This is a genomic window from Burkholderia sp. 4M9327F10 (assembly GCF_005503145.1).
Taxonomy (GTDB): Bacteria; Pseudomonadota; Gammaproteobacteria; order Burkholderiales; family Burkholderiaceae; genus Paraburkholderia.
Genome location: NZ_SCNV01000024.1, coordinates 43,682 through 70,080 on the forward strand (window position 1 = coordinate 43,682; position 26,399 = coordinate 70,080).

Here is a 26,399-nt window from a genome sequence, read left to right on the forward strand (position 1 = left end):
GGCGCTCAGGGGAAGTCCGGCCGCGCCGGGAACTCGCGGTCGCTTTCCCACAGTCCGCGCAACTGGCGCGAGGCAGCTTGCCACTTGCCGCCGGCGAAACGATAGGTGCGGTAGGTCGTAACGAAGTTGTCGCCACCAGCGAACTCGCAGAACACGTGTTCGATTTCCTCGGTGCCGCCCGCGCGGGCCGGCACGATCTTCCAGTCGGCCTTGCCGGTGCGTGAGAGAACCAGCGGGGCTGCCGCGCCCTGCGCTGAGGTATAGCTGAGCGCTTCGAGGCCGCTTTGTGCGGGCACCAGGATCTCGGTCCCGGGACCGCTATACGAACCCATCGGCGCGGTGGCGTCGATGGTCAGGAACCAGGCCGGGGACGGCAAGCCATGCAGCGGCGCGGCTTCGAGGCTGGCGAGCGGGTAATCCAGCTTGCGGGTGGCAAGCACCGCGCCCGCCGCCGACACGAGGCGCACCTGCGCGCCCAGCAGCGGCGCGTGGCTGACGCCGTCCGGCAGGCCGTCGGCGCCTTCGCCGCTGCCCCACAGCGTTTTGTGCAGCTCGGGTGTGACGCGTGCGTCTTCGAGAATTTCGAGGACGGTGCCTGCGCGGTCCGCGGTCGGGACGCGCTGTGCGACGCGATAGCCTTGCGCAACGGCGGAAGCGGGCGCGGCAGTGGCCGCGGCTGCGGCAGATGCGGGAGCCGCCGTGGCAGCGTTAGTGGCGGAGGCGGGGGCCGGCGCCGCTTGTGCAGCCACAGGCGTTACGCCTCCCGTGGCCGCTGCAAAGTCAATGTTCGGGATAACGAAGGTTTGTTCGTTCTGCGCGCCTGCGGCACGGTACGTCACGACCGAGGTATTTTTAAAGGCCTTTTGCACCGTCACGCGAATGCCCGGCTTGATCTCGACGCAACCGCCGGAGGCCGCGAGACTCTGCGTTTCCGGCGCGACGGCCGCGGCATGCGTGCGGCTGTCGCCGCTGGGCAGCGTCAGGCGGGCCAGCGCGTCGGCGGAGACGCACATGACACCCGGACGGGTGGCGACCAGCTCGTCGGCCAGCGCGTGAGCGGAAAGCGCGCCGAGGCTCAGCGCGAGCAGGGCGGAACGGGTTTGCAGCATCGACTGTCCTTGCGATTCAGGTAAGCCGCGGATTATAAAAAACCGCCGCCGTGGCAACAAGCGAAAACACGGCAGATGGCCGCCACCGTGGCGTTTCGCGGCCATTCAGCGACAACGCCTGTGCCGCCGGCGCGTGGCCGGCGCATGCTACGATTGCCGCAGAGCGTGAAGGAGAGACCATGCACCCGGAGACCGTCGCGAGGTTCGACCGCGAATTTGCCCCCCGTATCGCTGCCACCATTGCCGGACTGTTCGACACCGGCCTGCACGCCGAAGTCGTGCCCTACGGCGGCCATGGCCACCCAACCTGCGTGAGGATCTGGGCCGAGCCGATTGAAGTGCTGCGTCACTATCCCCACAAGCTGAACCTGCACCTGACCTGGGACAGCGATGAGATCGAGCGCCTGATGGCCGAAGGCGGCGAGGCGCGCTTTGCCGGTTACCTGAAGGCCATCCCGCGCAAGCTCGACGCATGGCGCAACGCCCGCGAGGTCGATTTTCGCTCGCATACCCAGGGCGCGCCCGAGATCCTGTTAGGCGGTCTCGACTTCGAGTCCTGAAGCCCGTTACGCGGGACGCAGGAAGCGGAACGCCAGGCCCGGGCCAGTCAATTATTAAAAATGAATCCCGTTCAGCCGGGGCGAAAGAGCGCCGTAATCAGCGAAAGAGACGCAAGCGGTACACGCATGTCGGTTACGTCAAGCCAGTAAGGGGTAGGGGCCAAACCTTTACCGGCCAGGCGTGACGCTGCGGTGTGTTTTCCCTGCGCGTCACTCATTCATCGCCTAACGGACGGAGTCCTTCTCATGGGCATGCGCTCCATTGCTCTCAAACTGAGCCTCATATTCGGCGCGGCGCTCGCCGCCACGATTCTCGCGATCACGCTGTTTGCAACGCTCAACGTCCGCCGCCAGGCGGTGGATAGCTTCAACGAGGCGAGCAACGGCCAGATTCACCAGATCGACGCGAGCCTCAAGGATACGTTCAGGCGGATTCACGACAACGTCGTGTTTCTCTCCGATACGCCGCTCGTGCAGTCGGCCAACGAGTCGGTGGCGAACTATCTGACCCACGGCGGCCAGATGACGCCCGACACCAACGGCGGCGTGGAAACCGATATTTTCCATCTGCTGCAGCGCTTCGGCGACAGCCACCCGGATCTCCAATACGTCTATCTCGGCACGAAGTGGGGTGGCTACGTGCAGTGGCCGAAGGGCACATTCACCAGCGATCACTACGATCCGCGCGAGCGCCCGTGGTTCACCCAGGGCATGCAGGCCGCGGGCGATGTGCGCCGCACTCCCGCTTACGCGAATTCGGGCGGCGACAAGAACGTCATCATCAGTTTCGTGCGCACCGTTCAGGACGCGCAGGGCAAGCCCGTGGGCGTGCTCGGCATGGATATCTCGCTTGACGGCTTTGCGAAGATGATCGGCCAGGTGCGCTTCGGAGAGACGGGTTACCTGATGGTGATCGAAGACAGCGGCACGGTGCTGGTCGACCCGCGCGATCCGTCGCACAACTTCAAGCCGCTCAAGGATCTCGGCGACGGCTACCGCGATCTCGCGGACGTCGCCAACGGCGCGCAGTCGATCGTCGTTGACGGCACGCGCTATGACGCCGTGATCTACACCTCGCCGGAGCTGGGCTGGAAATACATCGGCCTGATTCCGCACGGCGAGATGATGGCCTCGGCCAACCGCCTGAGCGCGGTCCTGATCGGCGCGGGGCTGCTCGCGCTAGTTGCCGCGCTGGCGCTGACCACCGCGCTCGGCCGCCGGCTGACGGCGCCGCTGCGCCAGGTGTCGAACGGCATGCAGGACATTGCCTCGGGCGATGGCGACCTGACGCAGCGCCTGCCGGTCACGAGCAACGACGAAGTCGGCGTGCTGGCCGCGCAGTTCAACGCGTTCGTCGAGAAACTTAACGGCGTGCTGCTGAATATTCGCGCCAACAGCGAAACCCTGCGCGTGGCCACCGGCGAGATCTCCGCGGGCAATGCTGACTTGTCCGCGCGCACCGAGCAGCAGGCGGCGGCGCTCGAAGAGACCGCCGCCAGCATGGAGGAGCTGACCTCGGCCGTCAAACAGAATGCCGACAATGCGCGCCAAGCCAGCTCACTGGCCGCGAATGCCTCGGATGTCGCACGCCGCAGCAACGATGTGGTGGAGCGCGTCGTCCAGACCATGAGCGATATCAGCCAAAGCTCGAGCCGCATCGCGGATATCACCGGCATCATCGAAGGGATTGCGTTTCAGACCAACATTCTCGCGCTCAACGCGGCGGTGGAATCGGCGCGGGCCGGCGAGCACGGCCGCGGCTTCGCGGTGGTGGCGAGCGAAGTGCGCAGTCTCGCGCAACGCTCCTCGAATGCGGCCAAGGAGATCAAGGAACTGATCGGCGCCTCGGTCGGCAAGATTCATCAAGGCTCGGCGCTTGCCAGCGAGGCGGGGCAGACCATGTCCGAAGTCACCCATGCGGTGGGCCAGGTGACCGCGATCATGGGCGAGATCGCGGCGGCATCCGACGAGCAGAGCAGGGGGATTGCCCAGGTCAATCTGGCTATCACGCAGATGGACGACGTGACGCAGCAAAACGCTGCGCTGGTCGAAGAAGCCGCCGCGGCGTCGCGTTCGCTGGAAGACCAGGGGCGCCAGCTCAACGAAACGGTGGCGGCATTCAGGCTGCGGCCCCGAGTCTGAAGAAGCTCACGCTCTGCACCAGGCCCGAAGCCTTGCTTTGCACTGCGTCCGCGGCGGCGGCAGCCTGCTCGACGAGCGCAGCGTTGCTTTGCGTGACCTGATCCATCTGGTTGATTGCGTCGTTCACTTCGCCAATGCCGGTGGCCTGGTCCACCGTGGCGGTCGCAATCGCTTCGACGATTTTGGTCACGCTGCCGGCGCTTTCGACCACGCCGTTCATCGTGCTGCTGGCGCGCTGGATCAGTTGCGTGCCGGCTTCGATGGTGGAGACCGATTCGCGGATCAATTCCTTGACTTCGCGCGCCGCGTCGGCCGAGCGTTGCGCGAGACTGCGTACTTCGCTCGCCACCACCGCAAAGCCGCGCCCCTGACTGCCCGCGCGGGCCGCTTCGACCGCCGCGTTGAGCGCGAGGATATTGGTCTGCGAGGCGATCGCCTCGACCACGCCGATGATGTCGACGATGCGCTTCGAGGCAGCGTTGATCTGTTCCATCGTATGCACGGCGTCGCTCATCACCGCGCCGCCGTCGTGCGCCGCTTGCGCAGCGGTTTGCGCGAGCGTCGTCGCGTTGCGCGCATGGGTGGCGTTCGTCTGCACGGAGTCGGTGAAATGCTGCATCGAGGCCGCGGTCTCTTCGAGCGAGGCCGCTTGCTGTTCGGTGCGCGCGGACAGATCGAGATTGCCCGCGGCAATCTGCTGGGTGGCCGACGAGATGGTCGTGGCGCCCTCGCGGATCTCGCTGACGATATGGCGCAGACGATGATTCATGTCGTTCAGCGCGATCAGCAACTGGCCGGTTTCGTCGCTGCTCGACACTTCGACGTCGGCGCGCAGGTCGCCGGCGGCGACCGCCTGCGCGACGCCTACCGCCTGCCTGACCGGCACGGTGATGCTGCGGCTCAGGAACCAGATGGCCGCCGCGCCGATCACCAGCGCGCCGAGCACGACTGCCAGCAGCAGCGAGCAGGCGAGCCGGTAGGCATCCGCGGAGGCCTGTTCGATGCGTTGATCGGAGGCTTGCGCCTGTTGCATGACCGAGGCGACGATCGCGTCGATTGCCGTGGTCGGCGGACGGTCGATGCCTTTGACAAGCTTGTCCACGACGTGCGGGCTATTCGGGTCCGCGACGTCGAAATGCTTCAGTGCATCGAGGTAGGTGGTTTGCAGCGATTCATGGGTGGCAAGCGCGTTGTCCACGCCGTCGAGGCTCACCCCTAACGCGCTCAACTGGCCTCTGAGTTTCTGCAAGGCGGCCGTGGTCTTGTCGCTTTGCGCGGCAAACGCCTGCTGGTGCGTGGCGAGCGCGGCCGCATCGCTGCTGCGCAGCAGCAGGTCTTTCCACTCCTGGACCTGCTTCTTGAATTCGACCTGGGCGACGCGCGCCGTGTCGGCCGCCTGCGCGTACTGCTCGAGCGTCTGGGCCGACTGCACCTGCAGTGCGTGCGTGTCGGCCAGCGCATGCCATCCTTCCAGGCCGACCACCATCGTCGCCACCAGCAGCACGGCGCCCAGTAGCGCCAGCTTGGCGGCAATCTTCAGATTTCTATAAAACGACACAGCAACTCCTGATACGTTATGTGCTTCGCGCGCCTGGCGTCTACGCTTGTGGCATTGGCGCCGCGGCTCGCGCCGGTTCAACAGGCCGGCACCTTACGGCACGGTGAAGTGCGCCGCAAGCCCGAGAATGACATTCCGAGTATTCGCACTACTCACGATAAGCCGATGCGACCAACGGCCCGGGTCAATCGAGCCGGAACTGGGTGACGGCCGTGGCAAGGTTGACCGCCTGCGATTGCAGCGCCGCGGCGGCGGCGGTGGATTGCTCCACCAGCGCCGCGTTTTGCTGCACCATCTCGTCAAGCTGGCTGACCGCGCGGTTCACTTCCTGAATGCCGCGCGTCTGTTCATTGGCGGCCTGGGTGATTTCGGAAATGATCGTCGTCACGTTGGAAACGTTGCTGACGATCTCCGTCATCGTTTCGCCGGCATGGCGCACCTGGTTCGAGCCGGAGGTGACGCTCGCCACCGTCGACTCGATCAGCCCCTTGATCTCCTTGGCGGCCTGCGCGCTGCGCTGCGCGAGGCTGCGCACTTCGCCCGCCACCACCGCGAAGCCGCGGCCCTGTTCGCCGGCGCGCGCCGCTTCCACCGCCGCGTTCAGGGCGAGGATGTTGGTCTGGAAAGCGATGCCGTCGATCACGCCGATGATGTCGGCAATCTTCACCGAGGCGCTTTCGATTTCACGCATCGTCGTGATGACCTCGGAGATCACCACGCCGCCGCGCGAGGCGACCAGCGAAGCAGACGCGGCGGTGTCGTCGGCCTGCCTGGCCGCGCTTGCCGACTGGCCGACCGTCGCGGTGATTTCTTCCATCGATGCCGCGGTCTGCTGCAGGCTCGCGGCAGCGGACTCGGTGCGGCCTGACAGGTCGACGTTGCCGGCGGCAATTTCGTTGGCGGCCACGTGCACCGATTGGCTGGCCTCGCGGATCTGCCGCATCACGCGGCTCAGCTTCTCGATGAAAGTGTTGAACGCGTGGGCGATCTGCGCCACTTCATCGCTGCCGATAGCGGGCAGGCGCTGGGTCAGGTCGCCTTCGCCGGAGCCGATCGCATCCATCGCGTCGCGGACTTCCGAGAGACGCCGGAACGACACCGCGGTCACTGCGGCGACGACGGCCGCAGCAAGGCCGGCAATCACGATCAGCGCAATGATCGAGGCCGTCAGCAGCGAACGCATGCCGGCGGTCGCTTCGGCCTTGTCGAGCGCAACGATGGCGATCCAGTCGGTGCCGGCAATCGGCAGCGCGCGCAGCAGCTTGGGGCTGCCGCCCACGTCGACCTGCAGCGGATGGGCCGCCGTGGCGAGCGCGGCGAGCTTGTCGGCGCTCAGCTCGGGCATGAGATCGGTGACCGGCTTCAAGGTCAGCTTGGGGTCCGGGTGCGCGACGATCAGGCCGCTGCTGTTGACCAGCATGCCGAAGCTAGACGGCGTGGGATGAATCGCCTTCACGTTGGCGATCACGTTGTCCATTTCGAGGGTGCCCGACACCACGGCCTTCAAGGCGCCGTCGCGAATGACCGGTGAGGCGAACGAGACGATCAGATGGCCGTTGGAGATGGACACGTACGGTTGCGTCACCACCGGCTTGCCTGCCGCCACCGCCTGCTTGTACCAGGGGCGGCTGGTCGGATCGTAGTTGGACGGGATGCCGGTGAGGTCCGAGAACTTGTAGGTCTTGTCGGGATAACCGACGAAGACGTTGGTGAAGTTCCCGGCGCTTGCCATCAGCTTCAAGGCCGGTACCGGGTCGGGCTGCAGCACGGTATCCTGCAGCGAGGTAATCATCTGACTATTGACGGCAACCCATTGGTTGATTCCGGCCACGTGACCGCTTTCGACGGCCGTGAGGCTGCTGTCGATCGAATCGGTGTTGTATCCATTGGCCACAACGTAGTTGAGAACCGCATTGGCTGCGAGCGCCACGACAACGATGGCGACGCACAGCGCGACGATGCGCGCGCGAATGGAGGAAAACATGATGGGCGCCTTTCAGGGGTGTTCGGGAATCGGCAAGGCTATGCGCCTCGTTCCGGTATACGGCGGCGCGGCGGGAGACTTGAGCGGGGCGCTCTGGCCGCCGCTTTCGTCGCGTTACAGGAGGTGGCTTTAGCCCTTGTGGCAAGGCACTTTATGACGGCAAGCGATTTTGCCCGACGGCTTCGCTTTTTCAACACATGCTGGGGACGCGCTGCGTTGTATTTGTCTGTAGATATCGCTTCTGCTTTTGTATGAACTTATCGCAGGCGTGCGCTATGGCGGCGAGCCGTTGGCAACTGTGCCGCCGGCGCGTCTCACATCATCGCCGAGTGCAGATGATGCGGATGCTCGAACGCCTCGGCGATGATATGCAGCGCCGCCTCGCATTCCTCCCGGCTCTTCGAACCGCCCAGGCACACGCGCAATGCGTTGGGCGGATTGCCATCGGTAGAAAACGCCGCGCTTGCCACGGCGGCGATGCCCTGGTTGCGCAACTGCAGCGCCAGCTCCGATGAGCTCCAGCCGTCCTCGCCGGGAATCGGCAGCCACAGATGAAAGCCTTCTGCATGTGCATCGTAAGCCCACGCGTCGAGTACGCGCGCCGCGATAAGCTGGCGCGCTTTCGATTCGCTGCGGATCGCGTTGAGCATCTCGACGGCCGTGCCGTCGTTGACCCACGCGGTCGCGAGCGACACCGTGAAGGGACTCGCCATGACGGTGGTGGCGCGCAACGCGCCGGCGAGGCGCAGCGTCTGGCGCGGTGTGGGCGCCTGCAGGTAGGCGACCCGCAAGCCGGCGCCAAGACTCTTCGACAGGCCCGTTACGTAGTAGGTCAGCTCCGGTGCGAAGCTCGCCAGTGCGTCCGGAGCCTGCTGCGGCAGCATCGCATAGGCGTCGTCCTCGATGATCGGCACGCTGTAGCGCAGCGCGACGTCCGCCAGCGCTTCACGGCGCTTGTGCGTGAGCGTTAGCGTGCTGGGGTTTTGCAGCGTTGGGTTGCAATAGAACGCGCTCGGCTTGTCGGTCTTGCAGAGCGCTTCGAAGGCATGCGCGAGCGGCCCCTCGTCGTCACGCGCGAGCGCCTGCAAGCGCACGCCCAGTTGCGCGGCGATGGCCTTGATGCCCGGATAGGCCAACGTGTCCAGACAGATCATGCCGCCCGGCCGCGCGAGTTGCGAGACCAGCGCGACCAGCGCGCTATGAATGCCGGGGCACACCAGCACGTTGTCGGCCAGGCAACTGGGCAGGCGCCGTTTGAGCCACTCCGCGCCGGCCGCCTTGTCGGCGGGTGTGCCGCCGAAGTCCTGATAGCGCAGGAGCTGATAGGGATCGCTTGCGGCCATCAAACGCGCGGCCGATTCGCGTAGCCGCGCTGCATGGTCGGCCGGCTCCGGCGGCGTGTTCATGGTCATTTCGATGCTGCTGCCGCCCGCGAGCGGCAGCGTGGCGGTGCGGCCGCGCACGAAAGTGCCGCTGCCGGCGCGCGAATCGAGCAGGCCGCGTTTCTTCGCTTCGGCGTAGGCGCGCGCCACGGTCGTGTAGTTGAGCCCGAGTTCGCCGGCGAGATCGCGCAGGCCGGGCATCCGGTCGCGCGGCCGCAGGCGCCCGGTGGCGAGGTCCTCTTCGATCAATTCGGGAATCGCGAGGTAAGCAGGCTTGCGCAGTTCGGCAAGGCGTTTGATCCAGTGATGTGTCGGGCTACTCATCGTTTTCGCAACAGGTCAAAAAGTGATCGCTTCCATTGATCGGACTGATCGTATCTGGTGAATGGGCGCACCGGCGCTGCGCACCTGCACCAGCCGGATCGCACCTGGCTGGTGCGATTCGAGTCTCTAACGGCGTTTCGCCTGGTTGCGCTGGCAGTACGCAAGCTTCGGGCCAAAAATTTTTTCGACTCGCTTGACGAATGATCGTCTGTTTGATTGGAAAGTGATCGCATCGGCGGCGGCGATCAGTGGCACGGCCGTTGCGTAAGTGGGCTCGGCGCAGACGTCATGCGGCGCTGCCCGTTGCTTCGCAACCCCGCGACATTCCTGTTCACGCAACTCACCTTGGAGAGTGCCATGCCAGCCGTCAACAAACCGCTGCATCAGAAGGGCGATTACCTCGTCGATTACGAAGAGAAGGTCTTCGAGGACGTGAAGGCCGAGCCGGGCGAAAAGGCGCTCGTCACATTTCACACGGTGGCGTTCGAAGGCTCGATCGGTTTCGTCAATATGCTGCAGGCCACGCGCCTGCAGCGCAAAGGCTTCGAGACGTCCGTGCTGCTGTACGGGCCGGGCGTCACGCTCGGTTTGCAGCGCGGCTTTCCGACGCTTGGCGACGAGGCGTTTCCCGGCCATCTGAACTTCAACAAGCAGTTGCTCAAGTTCATGGAAGAGGGCGGCAAGGTGTACGCGTGCCGCTTTGCCTTGCAGGCGCTGTATGGGCATGGCGAGGCCTCGCTGATCGAAGGGATCCGGCCAATCAGCCCGCTCGATGTGCTCGATATCCAGCTGCTGCATCGTAAGGACAACGCGCTAATCATCCACACCTGGACGGTCTGAGCACAGGCGGCTATCACCATGTCTGAAAAACGCATTGTCCGTGCCGCTGCGGTGCAGATCTCGCCGGATTTCGAACGCAGCGACGGCACCCTCAACAAGGTCTGCGAGGCAATCGACCAGGCGGCGCGCGAAGGCGTGCAACTGATCGTGTTTCCCGAGACCTTCGTGCCGTACTACCCGTATTTCTCGTTCGTGAGGCCGCCGGTGGCGTCCGGCGCCGATCACATGCGGCTCTACGAAGAAGCGGTGGTGGTGCCGGGGCCGGTCACGAACGCCGTCGCCGAGCGGGCTCGCGTGAATCGCATGGTGGTTGTGCTCGGTGTCAACGAGCGCGATCACGGCAGCCTCTACAACACGCAACTGATCTTCGACGCGGACGGTCAGTTGTTGCTCAGACGCCGCAAGATCACGCCAACTTTCCACGAACGGATGATCTGGGGGCAAGGCGATGCCGCCGGGTTGAAGGTCGTGCAGACAGCCTTTGCGCGGGTCGGCGCGCTCGCCTGCTGGGAGCACTACAACCCGCTCGCGCGCTACGCGTTGATGACGCAGCACGAAGAGATTCACTGCAGCCAGTTTCCGGGCTCGCTAGTGGGGCCGATTTTCGCCGAACAGATCGAAGTCACGATCCGCCATCATGCGCTGGAGTCGGGCTGCTTTGTCGTCAATGCGACCGGGTGGCTGACCGAAGCGCAGATCGCCTCGGTCACGGGCGACACGAATCTGCAAAGGGCGCTGCGCGGCGGCTGCAATACGGCGATCGTCTCGCCCGAAGGGCAGCATCTCGCGCAGCCGCTGCGTGAGGGCGAGGGCATGGTGATCGCCGATCTCGACATGGCGCTGATCACCAAGCGAAAACGCATGATGGATTCGGTCGGTCATTACGCGCGGCCTGAACTGCTGAGCCTCGTCATCAACGAACGGCCCGCCGCGACGGTAACGCCGATGCCTGCGTGGGGCAGCGTTGCGGCCGCCCATGCGGGTGCCGATTTCAACTCAACCGAAGGATGCCGCGATGAACTCCAGCGAGACCCTGCCGGCCGCGAGCCGGCAATTGATGACTGAGCTGCAGTCGGCGGGCTTGAGGCTTGCCGATCCGGGGACGGGAGCCGGCAGCCGGCGCGGCGGCGCGGGGCCGTCGGACCACAAGGCCGTGACGGTGGATGGCGTGACCATCATGGTGCCGGTGCATACCCATAGCGCCTGGCATTCGCCGTTCGTGGCGGCGCCCGCAGACGCAAACGGCGTCAGTGCGCTGCTGCGCGGCACGATCCCGATTGCCAATATCAGCTTTCCGAAGGCGCCGCGTTTTTACGGCATGCAGACGCTCGACGGCGTGCCGTATTCGCATATCGCCACGCTGCACAGCGCCGACGTGCTGGCGACTACCGTATTGCAGACCTGCATCCGCTACGAGAGCCGCCGCAAAACCTGCAAGTTTTGCGCAATCGGCCAGTCGCTTGCGGCGGGCCGCACGATTGCGCGCAAGACTCCGGAACAGCTTGCCGAAGTGGCGCGCGCAGCGGTGCTGCTCGACGGCGTCAAGCACATGGTTCTGACCACGGGTACGCCGCCTTCCAGCGACCGCGGCGCGCAGATTCTCTGCGACAGCGCGTTTGCGATTCGTGCCGCCGTCGATCTGCCGATCCAGGCTCAGTGCGAACCGCCCGACGACGACCGCTGGTTCGCGCGCATGAAGGCGAGCGGCATCGACACGCTCGGCATGCATCTGGAAGTGGTGACGCCGGCCTTGCGCGAACGCATCATGCCGGGCAAGTCGAGCGTCCCGGTGTCGCGCTACATGGAGGCGTTCAAGGCGGCGGTGGCGGTATTCGGCCGCGGCCAGGTGAGCACCTACATCCTCGCGGGCCTCGGCGATAGCGCCGCAGCGATTCTGACGATCTCGCGCGAGCTGATCGAACTGGGCGTGTATCCGTTCGTGGTGCCGTTCGTGCCGATCAGCGGCACGCCGCTCGAGGACCATCCGGCGCCCACACCCGAATTCATGAAGTCGGTGCTGCAGCCGCTTGGGGCCATGCTTTCCGCCGCCGGGTTGCGTTCGAGCGATATCAAGGCCGGTTGCGGCAGATGCGGCGCGTGTTCGTCGCTGTCTTCGTACGAGGTGTAACCATGTTTGGCGAAGCGATCGCAGGCGTATCCGAAGAGTTCGATCTCGCGTCGGTGTTGTACGCGCCGACCGAATACCGCATCAAGTGGACGACGCTGCCGTGGGAAGCTCAGGAGGCCTACAAGCTGCGGCGCGCGGTGTTCTGCATCGAGCAGGGCATCTTCGTCGGCGACGACCGTGACGGGATCGACGAACGCGCCCAGCAACTGGTGGCGGTGAGCTGCATTGCCGGGATGCCCGAGCAGGTGGTGGGCACGGTGCGCATCCATCAGGAGGCGCCGGGCGTGTGGTACGGCTCGCGGCTGGCGGTGCACGCGGCGTTTCGGCGCCACGGCAAGATTGGCGCGACCTTGATCCGCCTTGCCGTGACCAGCGCTCACGCGCTCGGTTGCGAGACCTTTCTGGCGCACGTGCAGAGCCAGAACGTGCCCTTGTTCCAGGCCTTGCATTGGGATGTGCTCGCCGAGGAGACGTTGCTCGGGCGCCCGCACCATCTGATGCAGGCGCAGCTCGAACACTATCCGCCGTGCACGGCGCCGCGCAGCGGCTTTGTCACGCAAGCGCGGAGCGTGTCATGAGCGTCGCGGAGCTGGTCGCCGGCTTGCGCGAGAGCCGCGGCTTCCGGCACAAGACCGACATCGCGGGTGTGGTGTCGTCTCTTGCGCAGCGGCTACCGGGAGGCGCGGGCGCGCTGGGTCAGGCCGTGGCGCTCGGCGACGATTGCGCGGCGCTGGCCGATGGCGACGGTTACCTGCTGTTCGCGATCGAAGGCATGGTCAGCGACTTCGTGCAGGCCATGCCCTGGTTCGCCGGCTACAGCAGCGTGATGGTGAACGTCAGCGATATCTATGCGATGGGCGGCCGGCCGCTCGCCGTGGTGGATGCGCTCTGGAGCGACGGCATCGAGGCTGCGCATGAGGTGCTGGCGGGCATGGCGGCGGCGTCGCTCGCGTATGGCGTGCCGATTGTCGGCGGTCACACCAATGCGCGCAGCGACCGGGCGCAACTGGCCGTATCGATTGTGGGGCGCGCGAAGGCGCTGCTGTCGAGTTTCAACGCGCGCCCCGGCGACCGCCTGCTGATGGCGGTCGACCTGCGCGGCCGCTTCGAGGAGCCGTATCCGTTCTGGAACGCGTCGGTGGGGGCGGATGCCGCGCGTTTGCGCGGCGATCTGGCGTTGCTACCACACCTGGCGGAGAGCGGGCTATGCGATGCAGCCAAGGACATCAGCATGGCGGGCGCGCTGGGCACCGCCTTGATGTTGCTCGAGTGCTCGAAGGTGGGGGCGCGCATCGATCTCGACGCGCTTCCCCAGCCCCCCGGGGTGCCGCTGGCGCGCTGGATCACGGCGTTTCCGAGCTTCGGCTATCTGCTCGCGGTGCGCGAAGAACGGGTTGCGCGGGTGCTGGCGCAATTCGAGGCCCGCGCGTTGGCCTGCGCCGAGATTGGAACGATCGATGCATCGCGCAAGGTGGTCGTGCACAGCGGCGACGATGCGGCCGTGCTGTGGGACTTTAGCGGCGAGCCGTTCATCGTTCCAGCGGATCAATGAGCCGTTCGCACAAGGGATTTTCCATGCCTGTCATGCACTTTCGGATTCAGTGGCCCGATGGCGGCGAAGCGAATTGCTATTCGCCCTCACGGGTGGTCAGCGAGTTTTTTACGCCGGGTCACGCGTACCCGCTCGAGGACTTCGTGCAACGTTCGCGCGAGGCGCTCGGCATCGCCTCGGAGCGCGTGCGGCAGAAGTACGGGTTCGCGTGTTCGGCGGCGCTGGATCAACTCGCGCAGATCGAACGCGAGGCCGAGCGCTTTCGCGAGTGCGCGGGGGCGAGCGTGAAAGTCATCGAACTGATCTGAAGCCATTCTCTTCTTGCAAGGACACATCATGTCGAACCTGGCGCACTCCACGAGCGCGGCGCCGTGCGGCAATGGGCACTATCGTGTGCTCGTCGTCGGCGGCGGGCAGGCCGGTCTGTCGATCAGCTACTACCTGAAACAGGCCGGTATCGATCATCTGGTGCTCGAAAAGCAGACCGTTACGCACACCTGGCGCCGGCAGCGCTGGGACGCGTTCTGTCTTGTCACGCCGAACTGGCAATGCGCCTTGCCGGGCTACCCGTACAGCGGCGACGATCCGCATGGTTTCATGAAGAAGGATGAAATCATCGCCTACCTCGACGGCTTTATTGCTATGGTGGATGCACCGGTGCTGGAGCACACCGCGGTTTGCCGCGTGAAGCGGCGCGACGACGGCATCTATGCGGTGACGACCACGCAAGGCGATTTCAGCGCAGACCAGATCGTGGTGGCCTCGGGCGGCTATCACACGCCGATCGTGCCGCGCATGGCGGAGCGCCTGCCCGCGCAGATCGTGCAGTTGCAATCGTCCGAGTACCGCAATCCGCAGGTGCTGCCCGACGGCGCAGTGCTGGTGGTGGGCTCGGGACAGTCCGGCGCGCAGATTGCCGAGGACCTGCATCTGGCCGGTCGCCAGGTGGTGCTGGCGGTGGGCGAAGCGCCGCGCTGCGCGCGCTTTTATCGCGGCAAGGATGTGGTGGACTGGCTGGCGGACATGCAGTACTACGACATGCCGGTCGAACAGCATCCGTTGCGCGAAGGTGTGCGCGACAACACCAATCACTATGTGACCGGCCGCGACGGCGGACGCGATATCGACCTGCGCAAGTTCGCCGCCGAAGGCATGCAGCTATACGGACGCCTCGAAGACCTGCGCGACGGGCAACTGCATTTCGCGGCGAACCTCGCGGCGAATCTCGACGAGGCGGACAATACCTATAACCGCATCAACGCGAGCATCGACGGCTTCATTGAAAAGCAGGGCATCGAGGCGCCGCCGGCCTCTGTCTATGAACCCTTATGGCAGCCGCCGCGCGAACGCACGACGCTTGCACTCGAAGACACCGGCATTGCTGCGATCATCTGGTGTATCGGCTTTACGCCGGACTTCAGCTGGATTGATGCGCCGGTCTTCAACGGACGTGGCTATCCTGCCCACCAGCGCGGTATTACGCCGATGCCGGGGCTTTATTTCGTGGGACTGCCGTGGCTGCACACCTGGGGCTCCGGCCGCTTCTCGGGGATCGCACGCGACGCGGAGTATGTCGTGCAGGCGATTGCGGCACGCGAGCGTGAGCGGACCGCAAGCTGTGCGACGCTGGCGGCCTGAGTGGTTTGACGGGTTCGAGTGGTTCGAGTGGTTCTAGTGGTTTGAGGGGCCGGGTTGTTCGGACGAACCGCCACTGCGGTAAAACCCGAGCCGTCCGGATTGCGCGAAGCCGTCTGCGCAATCCGGACTCATGCTTTCCCTTTGCTTAGCTACCCAAAGCCGGATCGCTCATGCTGCTGCGTCCCGTTTCAACGTGGCCACCGAGGCGCCGCGTGAAGGTCGGGTCCGTATCGACGGTCACCGTCAGGTCGTACCAGCCGTAGGCCGCGCGCAGGTCGAGGTAGATGTCCTCATTGCTGCCGCCCTTCACGGTGCGCTTGATCAAGGTGCTCGGATCGTACGCGTTGGTGATGGTGAATTCGCAGCGTGCCGTGCCCGGGTTCTCGAGACGCAACTGCAGGTTGCCGTTGGCGACGTCATAAGCCTCGGCCACTTCCGGACGGGCCACTTCCGAGTTGCTCCACCAGTTCGACGGTGCAGGCGGCTTGCCCGCGTAGCGGCGCAGGAAGCCGTTCGGACCGTACACGGTGTAGTCGTAGGTGCCGTTGGCGTTGAGCGGGAGGTGGTCGTCGAGGCGCTTGCCGGCTTCTATCGTATAGCTGAGCGGTGCTGCGCCGCTATTGGTCGAGTAGACGAGCAATGCCGCGCCGGCCTTGCCGTTGTTGACAAAGCGGATGGCGATCTTGCCTTGCGATGCCTCGCTGTGCAGGCGCACGAACAGCTCGTAGGGCAGGGCGCGCGCCGGGCGCACGCCGGGTTCCTGCTTCGGCACGGCCTGCACGAGCGGCGGCAGCGGCACGTAGTCCGGATGACGCGACTGGTCCGGCGGCACATAGCTTGCCGTGCTCGGCAGAGCCGGCGTCGCGTCGTTCGGATTGACGAAGTTGAACGCGGACATCAGGTCGCCGCATACCACACGGCGCCACGGCGTGATGTTCGATTCGCCCAGATCGTGATTCTGGCCAAAGCGCTTTTCGATGAAGCGAATCACCGATGTGTGATCGAACACCTGCGAGCACACATAGCCGCCCTTCGACCACGGCGACACTACGATCATCGGCACGCGCGGCCCAAGACCATACGGGCCATTCGAATATTCGCCCGCCGTGTATTGGCCGTTGCCGCTGTAGATTTCATTGGTCGTAGCGACCGTCGACAGGCCATTGGCGCTCGAAGCCGGCGCAAACGGGGGCGCCATGTGATCGAAGAAACCGTCGTTCTCGTCGTAGTTGACGAGCAGGACCGTCTTGCTCCACACCTCCGGGTTCGACGTGAGGATCTGCAGCACCTGGTCGACGTACCATGCGCCGTAGTTCGCGGGCCAGTTCGGGTGCTCGGAATAGGCTTCCGGTGCGACGATCCACGAGACCTGCGGCAGCGTGTTGTTCGTCACGTCCTGCTTGAGCACGTCGAAGTACGTGCCGCCGTTTGCCACGTTGGTGCCGGTGCGTGCGTTGTCGTACAGCGGATTGCCCGGTTGCGCGTTGCGGTACTGGTTGAAGTAGAGCAGCGAGTTGTCGCCGTAGTTGCCGATGTACGCATTGGAGGTCCAGCCCCACGAACCGTTGGCATTCAGGCCGGTGCCGATGTCCTGATAGATCTTCCACGAAATGCCGGCGTTTTGCAGCACTTCCGGATAGGTCGACCAGCCGTAGCCGAGTTCGGAATTGTCGATCACCGGGCCGCCGCCGCTGCCGTCGTTGCCCACCCAGCCGGTCCACATGTAGTAGCGGTTCGGGTCCGTCGGGCCCATCAGCGAGCAGTGATACGCGTCGCAGATCGTGAATGCATCGGCCAGCGCGTAGTGGAACGGAATGTCGTCGCGCGTCATGTACGCCATCGTCGTGGTGCCCTTTGCCGGCACCCACTGGTTGTACAGGCCGCCGTTCCACGCGGTGTGCGTGCTGTTCCAGTCGTGCGCGAGATCCTGCAGGAACTGCAGGCCGAGATTCGGCGCGCTCGGGCGGAACGGCAGCACATAGCCCAGATCTTCGACGGCGCCTTCGAGCAGCGGCTGATACCACACCGGGTTGCCGGTGGGCAGCGTGATGGCGCGCGTGTCGCCAAAGCCGCGCACGCCGCGCAGCGTGCCGAAGTAGTGGTCGAACGAACGGTTTTCCTGCATCAGGATGACGATGTGCTCGACATCCTGGATGCTGCCGGTGGCGTTGTTCGCGGGGATGGCAAGTGCGTTGCGAATGCCGAGCGGCAGCATGCTCAACGCGGTTGCAGAACCGGCAGCCGAGGCGGCTGCGCGTAGAAACTCACGGCGATTTTTTGATGTCATGGTGGGCTTCGATCTTCAGGGGAAGGAATATGCGCGACGGTGGACCAGCAGGCAGAACCGCCGCGGGGACTCAGACGACTTCAGTCAACTTCAGTCAACCGTGTGAATCACGGGTGTTACAAGACTGTCGGATGCGGCAGCGCCAAGCTGTGCGGCGCTGGGCGGTGGAGTCTGGATGGCGTTCGCCGGCAAGACGGCCTGGGCCGGCTGCGTGGAAGCGTTTTGCCCCTGTGCGTAGGACGTCGCGTTGGGTGCCACATTGGGTACCGCATACGGTGCCGGCGGGGCGTTGTTGATCTGTTCTGCAGATGTCGTGGTGGCGGTGGTGTCGGGCGTCTTGCTGTCGTCGTTGCTGCAGGCGGCGAGCGTCATGCACAACGCCGCAGTCAGGGCAGCGGCCGATGCGCGGGCTCTCAGGCGCGCCGTTCTGCGCCTGCGCTGCCACGCGAACAGCGCCGCTGCCAAACGTTTGCTCGCCGGTCTCGATTCGAACAACGCGCTGCGCGCAGACCAGGTGGACATGGGAGGCCTTTGACGGTATTTGGGGGACGCTGGCGGGGTCCGTACACCCTGGCTCAGCTCCGTCGAAGGATAACTACTTACCTGTGTAAGATTTATGAACGTTGGGTAAGAAGTTGCAATTGTGCATGTTTGCGGAATTTACAAATTGATACTTTTGAGGTGCTGAACGCGGGTTGTGGCGGGTTGTGGTGTCACTCCCACACCGCGACAATCGCCTCGATCTCGACGGTGATATTGCCCGGCAGCGAGCCCATGCCGACCGCCGAGCGCGAGTGGCGGCCCGCATCGCCGAACACGTCGACAAACAGATCGGAGCAGCCGTTGATGACGCGCGGATGTTCGGTGAAAGCAGGCGTAGCGTTGACCATGCCAAGCAGTTTGACGATCTGCTTCACGCGTTGCAGATCGCCCAGTTCATCATGCAGCACCGCCAGCAGATTGAGTCCGACCAGTTGCGCATGCCGGTAGGCTTCCTCGGTACTGACGCTTGCGCCGACCTTGCCGGTCATGAGCACGCCGGTTTCGTCGAGCGGTCCCTGGCCCGAGAGAAATAGCAGATTGCCTGCACGGGTGCAGTGGCAGAAATTGCCGATGGGTGAGGGCACTTTCGGAAGTTTTAGGCCGCGCGAATGCAGCCGTTCATAACAGTTCATCTGGGATCGAGTGAGTGAAGGATTTTTGAATGGCGTGTGACGCAGCGCGATTGCATTCATGCATGTGGCAATCGCGCTGCGCTCAGGCCGCAGCAGGGTTCGATGCGACGCTGCGCGCAGGGCGTCTGAAAGCTTCGTTCACTTAAGCTTCACGAGACGGTCACGATTCGCGCTGACGCCAGCCGAGTCGCGCTTCGATGCGCGCGGCGACCGCTTGCACCGCTTGCGCATAACGCTCGGTGCCGAGCGCGGCTTTCGCTTCGGGCATCACAATGGAAATCGTCACCACGCACACGCCGGCGTTATCGAGTACGGGAGCGGCGAGGCAGGCCACCGACGCGTCGGATTCGCCGATCTGGATTGAGAGGCGCGCTTGCAGCGCGTCTCTCGCGATCTGCGCGAGCACCTTGGGACGGGTTTCGGCGCGGCCGGTCGGCGAGGCCTGCGCATGCTGGGTAAAAAACGCAATCCGTTCAGCGTCGGGCAAATGACCGACCAGCAAACGGCCCGAGGCGGTCCAGTTGAGCGGCACGCGGCTGCCCACGCGCGAGGTGACACGAAAATGCCCTGGTCCCTCCGACATTTGCAGTACCACCATCATGCCTTCCTCAAGCCCGCAAACCTGCACGGTCTCTTCGACCTCGGCGGACAGGCGCTGCATTTCCTCGGCGGCCACCGCGAGGTAGTCGAGCGAGCCGGCATACGTGAGGCCATAACCGTACAGGCGCGAGCCGAGCCAGATCGCGCCGTCGAGCCCGCGCGCCAGCAGGTTCTTCTCGACCATGTCGTTGATGATCGAATAGACCGTGGACAACGGTGCGCCCACCATGCGTGCCACCTCATACGCGGTGGCGGGCCGGTTGGCCGCTTGCAGCGCGTCGAGAATCTGCACGGCGCGGTCAAGCGCGCTGGTGCGGGTGCGGGGCGTCTGGGCGGCCTGATCGCCCTGGCCGGTCTCGGCGGCGGACCCGGCGGCCGTTTCAGGGGCGGTTGCGTCGAGCGCTGCGGAGGTGGATCGGGACGTGCGGGCCATCGTGCTCCTCTGAGGCCGGCCTGTGAGTGCCGGATGTATGCCTGGTGGTTTTTTGTCCAGTTGACGCAGGGACATTGTATGCTAGACTGATCCTCAATTACAACATATATTCCATAATTAAGAAATACTCGCTTGGAGGCGCTTCTCGATGGACATCCGTACCCGTTTCGGTTTACGCCCCGTCATCAATGCTTCGGGCACGATGACGAGTCTAGGCGCGTCCATCGTTCGCGCACCGGTCATTGAGGCGGTGGCGCAGATCCTGCCGGAGTTCGTCGAGATCGACGACCTGCAACGCAAGGCCTCGGCTGTCATTGCACAGGCTTGCGGCAGCGAAGCCGGCTATATCACCGCGTCGTGTTCGGCGGCGATCACCTTGAGCCTCGCGGCCACCATGACCGGCGACAACCTGGGCCTGATCGAGCGGCTGCCGGATACCGCCGGTTTGCGCAACGAGGTTGTCATCCAGACGGGGCAACTCGTCAATTATGGCGCACCGGTCGATCAGGCGATCCGTCTCGCCGGAGCGCGTGTCGTTCCAGTGGGCGCCGCCACCGAAGCGCATGGTTATCAGCTGGCCAACGCCATCAACGAGCGCACCACTGCAGCGCTCTATGTCGTGTCGCACCACGCGGTCCAGTACGGCCTGATCCCGTTCGAAGAATTCATCGCCGTGGCGCACGCACAAGGCGTGCCGGTGATTGTCGATGCCGCTTCGGAATACGACCTGAAGCGTTTTATCGCGGCGGGTGCGGATCTCGCGCTTTACTCGGCGCACAAGTTTCTCGGCGGTCTCACCGCTGGCATCGTGGCCGGGCGCAAGGAGCTGGTGCGCGCGGCCTACTTCCAGAACGGCGGTATCGGCCGCGGCATGAAGGTCGGCAAGGAAGGCATCGTCGGTGCGATGGCTGCGCTCGAGCAGTGGCAAGCGCGCGATCACGCTGCGCTGCGGGCCCGTGAACACGCTTATCTGACGCTCTGGCGCGACACGCTGAACGGACGCGCCGGGGTGCGCGCCGAACTCGATGCCGATCCGACTGGCAATCCACTCGAACGCCTGAAACTGCAGATCGATCCGCACAAGGCGCGCACGACGGCCTGGGATCTTGCCGATGCACTGGCGCACCCGCCGGCCGGCGCCGCCCCGGTGATCGTGCGCGATCACGAGGCCGAACAGCATTTCTTCTTCGTCGATCCGTGCAACCTGCATCCCGGCGAAGAACAGGTGGTGCTGGCGCGGCTCGTGGCCGAACTCGAGCGGGCGCAAGCCGCGCCTGAGCCGCTCGTCACGCCGTTCCACCAGCGCGACGCGCGCCGTCTGGCGGGTCGTCGCAACTGGCCGGACTGAGCAGCAGGAAGCGGCCAGTGCGGCCGAAAAGCCGCACTGAAAACCCGCGCTGAAAACCCGATTGTTTGACCGTCACACCGGAGCCATTCCGGTGTCGCTTTACCTTGCACGTTTAGTACACCTTATATAGCCGGGACAATCCCTAACCACCGGTGTTTGCTGTTCTTTCGACCAGAGACTTGAGGAAACCATGATGCACAAGCAGATTCTCCGCACGGCGCTCGCCGTCGCCGTAACCGGGCTCGGCGCTGCCGCCGCTCACGCGCAAAGCAGTGTCACGCTGTATGGCATCGTCGATGCCGGTTTTACCTACACCAACAACCAGAAGGGGCAGTCGGCCTATCAGGCGACCCCGGGCAATGTGCAAGGCTCGCGCTGGGGTTTGACGGGTAGCGAGGATCTGGGTGGCGGCAACAAGGTTCTGTTCAAACTGGAAAACAGTTTCAACCTTGAGACAGGCGCGCTGGGCGGAGGGGGACGGATGTTCGGCCGCGGCGCATGGGTCGGGCTGAGCAACGACCAGGCGGGGATGATCACGCTCGGGCGCCAGTACAACAGCGTGCAGGACTATCTGTCGAATCTGCAGATCAACGGCGTCGGCGCGATGAGCCAGTATGGCAACGCGATCTACGACAACGACGACCTCAACAACACCTACCGCACCGACAACGCGGTGAAATACACAACGCCGACCCTCGCCGGCTTTACCGCCAACGCGATGTACGCGTTTTCGAACACGGCCGGCCAGTTCGCCAACAACCGCGCGTGGAGCGTCGGCGCCGACTACGTGAACGGCCCGCTGCGTCTCGACGCGGCGTATTCGCTGGTCGATAACCCGGCCAGCAATACCACCGGCGCGGCGCCCTCGGACAACTACTACGGCACGGGCTCGTCGATCATCGGCACGACCAATGTGGCGCGCAATCAGGTGTGGGGCGCGGGCGGTGCTTATGCATTCGGTCCTGCCACGGTCGCACTGCTGTACACGAACTCGCAGTTTGAACTGATCAGCGGCGGCAGCCTGCGCTTTGCCAACTATGAGGCGAGCGTGCGTTACCAGTTGACGCCCGCTACGCTGCTCGCGCTCGGCTATATCTACACGAGCCAGAACAGCAGCTCGGCTACCGCACCGAGCGCGCATTACAACCAGATCAGCGTCGGCGGCGAGTACTTCCTCTCGAAGACCACCGACCTCTATCTGAACGGCATCTATCAGAACGCCGCCGGTTCGAAGGCCTGGATCGAAGGGATTTCGAATCCGTCGAGCACCAATGGGCAATTCGTGACCGTCGCCGGTATCCGCCACAAGTTCTAAGGCCAACGGGCGGGCCGCGCCGCAAGCGCGGCCCGCCTGCACATGCGCGTGGTGCGGACGCTGCGCGTGTGGCCGATCTCATTCACCAGGAGCACCCATGGCGACAGTTCAGGGAAGTCTGTTACTCGTCTACGCATTGATTGCAATCATCGCGCTCGTCGTGCTGATTGCGCGCTTCAAGATGAATCCGTTCATCACCTTGATGATGGTGTCGGTCGCGCTGGCGCTCGCGGTCGGCATGCCGATGACGTCGATTCTCAAGTCGTTCGAGACCGGCGTCGGCGGCACGCTCGGGCATATTGCCATCGTGGTCGGCCTTGGCACCATGCTCGGCAAGATGATGGCCGAGTCGGGCGGGGCGGAGAGGATCGCCCGCACGCTGATCGAATTGTTCGGACCGAAGAACGTCCACTGGGCGATGATGTGCATCGCCTTTCTGGTCGGCTTGCCGGTGTTCTTCGAAGTCGGTTTCGTGCTGCTGATTCCGATTGCCTTTAACGTCGCGCAACGCACCGGCACCTCGATGATTCGCGTCGGCATTCCGATGGTGGCCGGCTTGTCCGTCGTGCACGGCCTGATCCCGCCGCACCCGGCAGCCTTGCTGGCGGTGACCGCGTATAACGCGGATATCGGCCATACGATCTTCTATGCGCTGATTGTCGGCATTCCGACGGCCGCGATTGCCGGCCCGCTGTTTTCGAAGCTGATTAGCCGCTTCGTGGTGCTGGAAGGCGTGAACCCGATGGCGCAGCAGTTCATCGAGCAGGATGCGAAGCGTGCGCAGCAGCAGTTGCCGGGCTTCGGCATTACCTTGCTGACGGTGCTGCTGCCGGTCCTGCTGATGCTGGTAGGGAGCTGGGCCGACCTGATCGTGCCCGCGAAATCGGCCGCCAACAATGTGTTGCATCTGATCGGCCACCCGGACATGGCGCTGTTGCTGGCGGTGCTGCTGAGCTTCTATACGTTCGGAACGGCGCGCGGTTTCGGGCGCGAGCAGATTCTCAGGTTCACCAACGAGTGTCTCGCACCGACCGCGGGTATCACGCTGGTGGTGGGGGCAGGCGCGGGCTTCGGGCGCATCCTGATCGATAGCGGCGCGTCGAAGGCGATTGTCGACGTGGCCACGGGCGCGCACGTGCCGCTGCTGATTCTGGCATGGCTGGTGGCGGCGCTGATTCGCGTCGCAACGGGCTCGGCCACGGTTGCGATGGCAACCGCCGCGGGCATCATCGCACCCATCGCGGCTGCGGCGGCGAGTACTGGCGGCGTGCGTCCCGAGTTGCTGGTGCTTGCCACCGGCGCGGGGTCGCTGATTCTGTCGCATGTGAACGACGGCGGTTTCTGGCTCGTCAAGGAGTACTTCGGCATGACCGTGCCGCAGACCTTCAAGACGTGGACCGTGTGCGAGACGATCATTTCGTTGACGGCGCTGCTGTTCACGTTGGGATTGTCAGCCGTGGTTTGATGAGCGGGCCCGGAGCCGGCTCGCGCATCGGGGCGAGGCTTACCGCGTTGCCTCGATAAATGCGGCAATCGCCGCATTCAGCGCCGCTGGCGCATCGCGATGCGGCGAGTGCCCGCAAGCGTCGAGCCTGGCGAGCCGCGCGTGCGGCACCTGCGCGGCGATGGTATCGATCTGTGCCATCGTGCCGTAGTGATCGTCATGTCCCTGTACGGCGAGCAACGGGCAGCGGATCGCCGGCAACGCAGCGACGATGCTCCAGGCCCGGAACGCCGGGCTTAGCCAGATGTCGTTCCAGCCGTAGAAGGCTGAATCGGCATCGGCGTGATAGCGGCTCAGTTTGTCACGCAGGCCGGTTTGCTCGTAAGCGAGCTTTGCCTGCGCGATGCTCTGCACCGAGATATCTTCGACGAACACGTGCGGCGCAATGACCGCAGCGCCTGCGAGCCCCGCCGGGAAGGCCGCGGCGTACAGCAGCGCGATCGATCCACCGTCGCTATGGCCGATGACCCACATGCGGGCACGTTCGTCAGGCTCGATGCCAAGGGCGTCCAGCAGCGCCGGCAATACGTCCTGTGCCTGGGCGCTCATGAAATCCACCGGCCATTTCTCGTCATGGGGCCGTGGCGTCGAGCGTCCATAACCGGGACGCGAATACACCAGTCCGCGCATGCCGAGCTGGTCGCACAGCGTCTGTGGCCAGTCGCGCCACATGGCGATCGAACCAAGCCCTTCGTGCAGAAACAGCGCGATCGGCGCTGCGCTTAACCCGGGATTGAGCCAGCGGTATTCGATATCGAGCGCACTGCGGGTGGTTGTCGCGGGGAGCCGCGCGAATTGGCTATCGTCCGCTGACGCTGACGCTGACGCCGTTCTTGTCTCATCCGTTACCGCGGGCTTGTGCATGAACCACCTTAAAGCTGTTCGCGTAGTTTGAAGCGCTGGATCTTGCCTGTCGCCGTCTTCGGCAGATCGTCGACGAACACGATATCACGCGGGTACTTGTGGGGTGCGAGCCGTTCTTTCACGAAGGCCTTCAGTTCGTCCGCCAGTGTGCCAGAGGCCGCGGCATCCGGCTTTAACACCACGAAGGCGCGCGTCTTCACGAGACCGCCGTGATCGACGCCGACCACCGCCGCCTCGAGGACGGCGTCGTGCTGGACCAGCACCATCTCCACTTCGACCGGCGACACGTATTGCCCGCTCACCTTGAGCATGTCGTCGCTGCGTCCCGCATAGACGTAACAGCCGTTCGCCAGCCGCCGGTATTTGTCGCCGCTGCGGATCCATTCGCCCAGAAAAGTCGCGCGCGATTTCTCGCGATTGCTCCAGTACATCAGCGCCGCGCTCGGCCCCTTGATGAACAGGTCGCCCACTTCGCCGTCGGCGACCGCGTGTCCGCTCTCGTCACGAAGCTCGACGTCATAACCCGGCACGGGGCGGCCCGTGGTGCCGTATTCGACCTGGCCGGCGCGATTGGACAGAAAGATATGCAGCATCTCCGTCGAGCCGATGCCGTCGAGAATCTCGGCGCCGAAGCGTGCGGTGAAGCGCTCGCCGATCTCGCGCGGCAGCGCTTCGCCTGCCGAGGTGCAGATGCGTAACGCGAGATCGTTGCGAGAGGGCAGGCTCGGCGCGGCCAGCATGCTCGCGTAAAGCGTCGGCACGCCGTAGAACACCGTGGGCTTGTGCCGCGTGAGACGCGCGAAGATCGCCTCGGCGGTGGGGCGCTCGGCCATCAGCACCGCAGTGGCGCCGACCGAGAGCGGGAAGGTCAGTCCATTGCCGAGACCATAGGCAAAGAACAGCTTGGCGGCGGAAAACACCACATCGCTTTCGACGATGCCGAGGATTGGCTTGCCGTACAGCTCGGCGGTCCAGTAGAGATTCGCGTGGGTATGCACCGTACCTTTGGGCTTACCGGTCGAACCTGACGAATAGAGCCAGAAGGCGATGTCGTCGCAGCCGCTGGCGACGGCTTTGGGTGCGGGCGTGGCGGCCTCGAGCAATGCGCTCAGCACGGGCGCGTGCGGTGCGTCGCCGTCGCCGTCGGATGGTTGCGACACGATCAGCAGGCAGCCGTCGTGTTCCGCCACGCTCAACGCCTGTTCGAGCGCAGGCAGCGCCGCGCCTGAAGCGATCACGACGCGGGCGTGACTGTGCGTGAGCATATAGACGTAATCCGCCGCGGTCAGCAGCGTATTCGCCACCACCGGCACGACGCCCGCGTACAGCGCGCCGAGAAACACGACCGGGAGTTCCACGCTGTCCTGCATCACCAGCAGCACGCGCTCCTCGGCATGCACGCCGAGCGTGGGCAGTACGTTAGCGAAGCGGCGCGCCTGTTCTTCGAGCTGCCCGTAGGTGGTGACGCCGCGGTCGTCGATATACGCGGGCTTGCCGGCGCGAGCCCGATTGAGGTGGAACACATGCGCGGCAAAATTGAATCGGGCCGGCGGCGGCTCGACGTTCAGCGTGGGTTCGGGCTGACTGGCTGGCGATTCCTGCAGGGCTTCCATGTTTCCTCCAGCGGTGGGGGCGGCCTGGACTCGTGAGGCGGGT

General features: G+C 64.6%; 22 protein-coding genes. 13 read left to right on the forward strand and 9 right to left on the reverse strand.

The genetic code is table 11. The features are described 5' to 3' along the window. Positions 1–5: 5 nt before the first annotated feature. Positions 6–1,109: a hypothetical protein gene (locus FFS45_RS42140; protein WP_212745749.1), complete on the reverse strand. Its 1,104-nt coding sequence runs from the start codon at positions 1,107–1,109 to the stop codon at positions 6–8. Between the two features lie 179 nt (positions 1,110–1,288). Here FFS45_RS42140 and FFS45_RS21335 point away from each other — a divergent pair, with 179 nt between their 5' ends. Continuing rightward, a complete protein-coding gene (locus FFS45_RS21335; protein WP_137956614.1) occupies positions 1,289–1,669 on the forward strand; it encodes a DUF5594 family protein in 381 nt (126 codons plus the stop codon). Between the two features lie 246 nt (positions 1,670–1,915). Continuing rightward, the gene (locus FFS45_RS21340) at positions 1,916–3,811 is read left to right on the forward strand and encodes a methyl-accepting chemotaxis protein (protein ID WP_137956615.1); all 1,896 of its coding nucleotides are present in this window, start codon (positions 1,916–1,918) and stop codon (positions 3,809–3,811) included. On the opposite strand, the gene FFS45_RS21345 is transcribed toward FFS45_RS21340, so the two are convergent. The 3 genes from FFS45_RS21345 to FFS45_RS21355 all read right to left on the reverse strand — a co-directional run bounded on the left by FFS45_RS21345 (position 3,789) and on the right by FFS45_RS21355 (position 9,059). Beyond that, the gene (locus FFS45_RS21345) at positions 3,789–5,369 is read right to left on the reverse strand and encodes a methyl-accepting chemotaxis protein (RefSeq protein ID WP_137956616.1); all 1,581 of its coding nucleotides are present in this window, start codon (positions 5,367–5,369) and stop codon (positions 3,789–3,791) included. The two genes, FFS45_RS21340 and FFS45_RS21345, sit on opposite strands and share 23 nt — an antisense overlap. A gap of 184 nt (positions 5,370–5,553) precedes the next feature. Next, positions 5,554–7,353: a methyl-accepting chemotaxis protein gene (locus tag FFS45_RS21350; RefSeq protein WP_137956617.1), complete on the reverse strand. Its 1,800-nt coding sequence runs from the start codon at positions 7,351–7,353 to the stop codon at positions 5,554–5,556. Positions 7,354–7,667: 314 nt separating this feature from the next. Continuing rightward, the gene (locus tag FFS45_RS21355; RefSeq protein WP_137956618.1) at positions 7,668–9,059 is read right to left on the reverse strand and encodes a PLP-dependent aminotransferase family protein; all 1,392 of its coding nucleotides are present in this window, start codon (positions 9,057–9,059) and stop codon (positions 7,668–7,670) included. Positions 9,060–9,416: 357 nt separating this feature from the next. Between FFS45_RS21355 and FFS45_RS21360 the strand changes: the two genes are divergently transcribed. From FFS45_RS21360 to FFS45_RS21390, 7 genes are read left to right on the forward strand one after another with little or no spacing between them, the layout of a single operon-like run. Continuing rightward, positions 9,417–9,899 carry an MSMEG_0572/Sll0783 family nitrogen starvation response protein gene (locus tag FFS45_RS21360; protein ID WP_137956619.1) on the forward strand — a complete coding sequence of 161 codons (483 nt, stop codon included), beginning with the start codon at positions 9,417–9,419 and terminating at the stop codon, positions 9,897–9,899. Between the two features lie 18 nt (positions 9,900–9,917). Continuing rightward, positions 9,918–10,964, forward strand: coding sequence for a Nit6803 family nitrilase (locus FFS45_RS21365; protein ID WP_137956620.1), 1,047 nt, complete (start codon positions 9,918–9,920; stop codon positions 10,962–10,964). Further along, complete coding sequence (locus FFS45_RS21370) at positions 10,957–12,027, forward strand: MSMEG_0568 family radical SAM protein (RefSeq protein WP_137956671.1); 1,071 nt, start codon at positions 10,957–10,959, stop codon at positions 12,025–12,027. The genes FFS45_RS21365 and FFS45_RS21370 overlap by 8 nt, the downstream gene beginning before the upstream one ends. 2 nt (positions 12,028–12,029) lie before the next feature. Next, the gene (locus FFS45_RS21375) at positions 12,030–12,605 is read left to right on the forward strand and encodes an MSMEG_0567/Sll0786 family nitrogen starvation N-acetyltransferase (protein ID WP_137956621.1); all 576 of its coding nucleotides are present in this window, start codon (positions 12,030–12,032) and stop codon (positions 12,603–12,605) included. Next, complete coding sequence (locus tag FFS45_RS21380) at positions 12,602–13,579, forward strand: sll0787 family AIR synthase-like protein (RefSeq protein WP_137956622.1); 978 nt, start codon at positions 12,602–12,604, stop codon at positions 13,577–13,579. The genes FFS45_RS21375 and FFS45_RS21380 overlap by 4 nt, the downstream gene beginning before the upstream one ends. Positions 13,580–13,602: 23 nt before the next feature. Then, complete coding sequence (locus FFS45_RS21385) at positions 13,603–13,887, forward strand: MSMEG_0570 family nitrogen starvation response protein (protein WP_137956623.1); 285 nt, start codon at positions 13,603–13,605, stop codon at positions 13,885–13,887. A gap of 28 nt (positions 13,888–13,915) precedes the next feature. Then, on the forward strand, positions 13,916–15,217 hold the full coding sequence (locus tag FFS45_RS21390) for an MSMEG_0569 family flavin-dependent oxidoreductase (RefSeq protein WP_137956624.1): 1,302 nt from the start codon (positions 13,916–13,918) through the stop codon (positions 15,215–15,217). A gap of 145 nt (positions 15,218–15,362) precedes the next feature. Here the strand turns inward: FFS45_RS21390 and FFS45_RS21395 are convergent, their stop codons facing one another. Continuing rightward, complete coding sequence (locus tag FFS45_RS21395; RefSeq protein ID WP_137956625.1) at positions 15,363–17,504, reverse strand: phosphocholine-specific phospholipase C; 2,142 nt, start codon at positions 17,502–17,504, stop codon at positions 15,363–15,365. 289 nt (positions 17,505–17,793) lie between these two features. On the opposite strand from FFS45_RS21395, the gene FFS45_RS41790 reads away from it, so the two are divergent. After that, positions 17,794–18,039 carry a hypothetical protein gene (locus tag FFS45_RS41790; protein ID WP_171029705.1) on the forward strand — a complete coding sequence of 82 codons (246 nt, stop codon included), beginning with the start codon at positions 17,794–17,796 and terminating at the stop codon, positions 18,037–18,039. Between the two features lie 178 nt (positions 18,040–18,217). Here FFS45_RS41790 and FFS45_RS21405 read toward each other — a convergent pair whose 3' ends face one another. Beyond that, complete coding sequence (locus tag FFS45_RS21405; RefSeq protein ID WP_137956626.1) at positions 18,218–18,679, reverse strand: RidA family protein; 462 nt, start codon at positions 18,677–18,679, stop codon at positions 18,218–18,220. Positions 18,680–18,839: 160 nt separating this feature from the next. Then, positions 18,840–19,712 carry an IclR family transcriptional regulator gene (locus FFS45_RS21410; protein WP_137956627.1) on the reverse strand — a complete coding sequence of 291 codons (873 nt, stop codon included), beginning with the start codon at positions 19,710–19,712 and terminating at the stop codon, positions 18,840–18,842. A 148-nt stretch (positions 19,713–19,860) separates the two neighbouring features. Here FFS45_RS21410 and FFS45_RS21415 point away from each other — a divergent pair, with 148 nt between their 5' ends. From FFS45_RS21415 to FFS45_RS21425, 3 genes are all read left to right on the forward strand, one after another. Further along, positions 19,861–21,060, forward strand: coding sequence for an aminotransferase class V-fold PLP-dependent enzyme (locus FFS45_RS21415; RefSeq protein WP_137956628.1), 1,200 nt, complete (start codon positions 19,861–19,863; stop codon positions 21,058–21,060). A 190-nt stretch (positions 21,061–21,250) separates the two neighbouring features. Continuing rightward, the gene (locus FFS45_RS21420) at positions 21,251–22,375 is read left to right on the forward strand and encodes a porin (protein ID WP_137956629.1); all 1,125 of its coding nucleotides are present in this window, start codon (positions 21,251–21,253) and stop codon (positions 22,373–22,375) included. A gap of 97 nt (positions 22,376–22,472) precedes the next feature. Further along, a complete protein-coding gene (locus FFS45_RS21425; RefSeq protein ID WP_137956630.1) occupies positions 22,473–23,840 on the forward strand; it encodes a gluconate:H+ symporter in 1,368 nt (455 codons plus the stop codon). A 39-nt stretch (positions 23,841–23,879) separates the two neighbouring features. On the opposite strand, the gene FFS45_RS21430 is transcribed toward FFS45_RS21425, so the two are convergent. Then, a complete protein-coding gene (locus FFS45_RS21430) occupies positions 23,880–24,743 on the reverse strand; it encodes an alpha/beta fold hydrolase (protein ID WP_137956631.1) in 864 nt (287 codons plus the stop codon). An 8-nt stretch (positions 24,744–24,751) separates the two neighbouring features. Beyond that, positions 24,752–26,356, reverse strand: coding sequence for a benzoate-CoA ligase family protein (locus tag FFS45_RS21435; protein WP_137956632.1), 1,605 nt, complete (start codon positions 26,354–26,356; stop codon positions 24,752–24,754). Positions 26,357–26,399 lie beyond the last annotated feature (43 nt).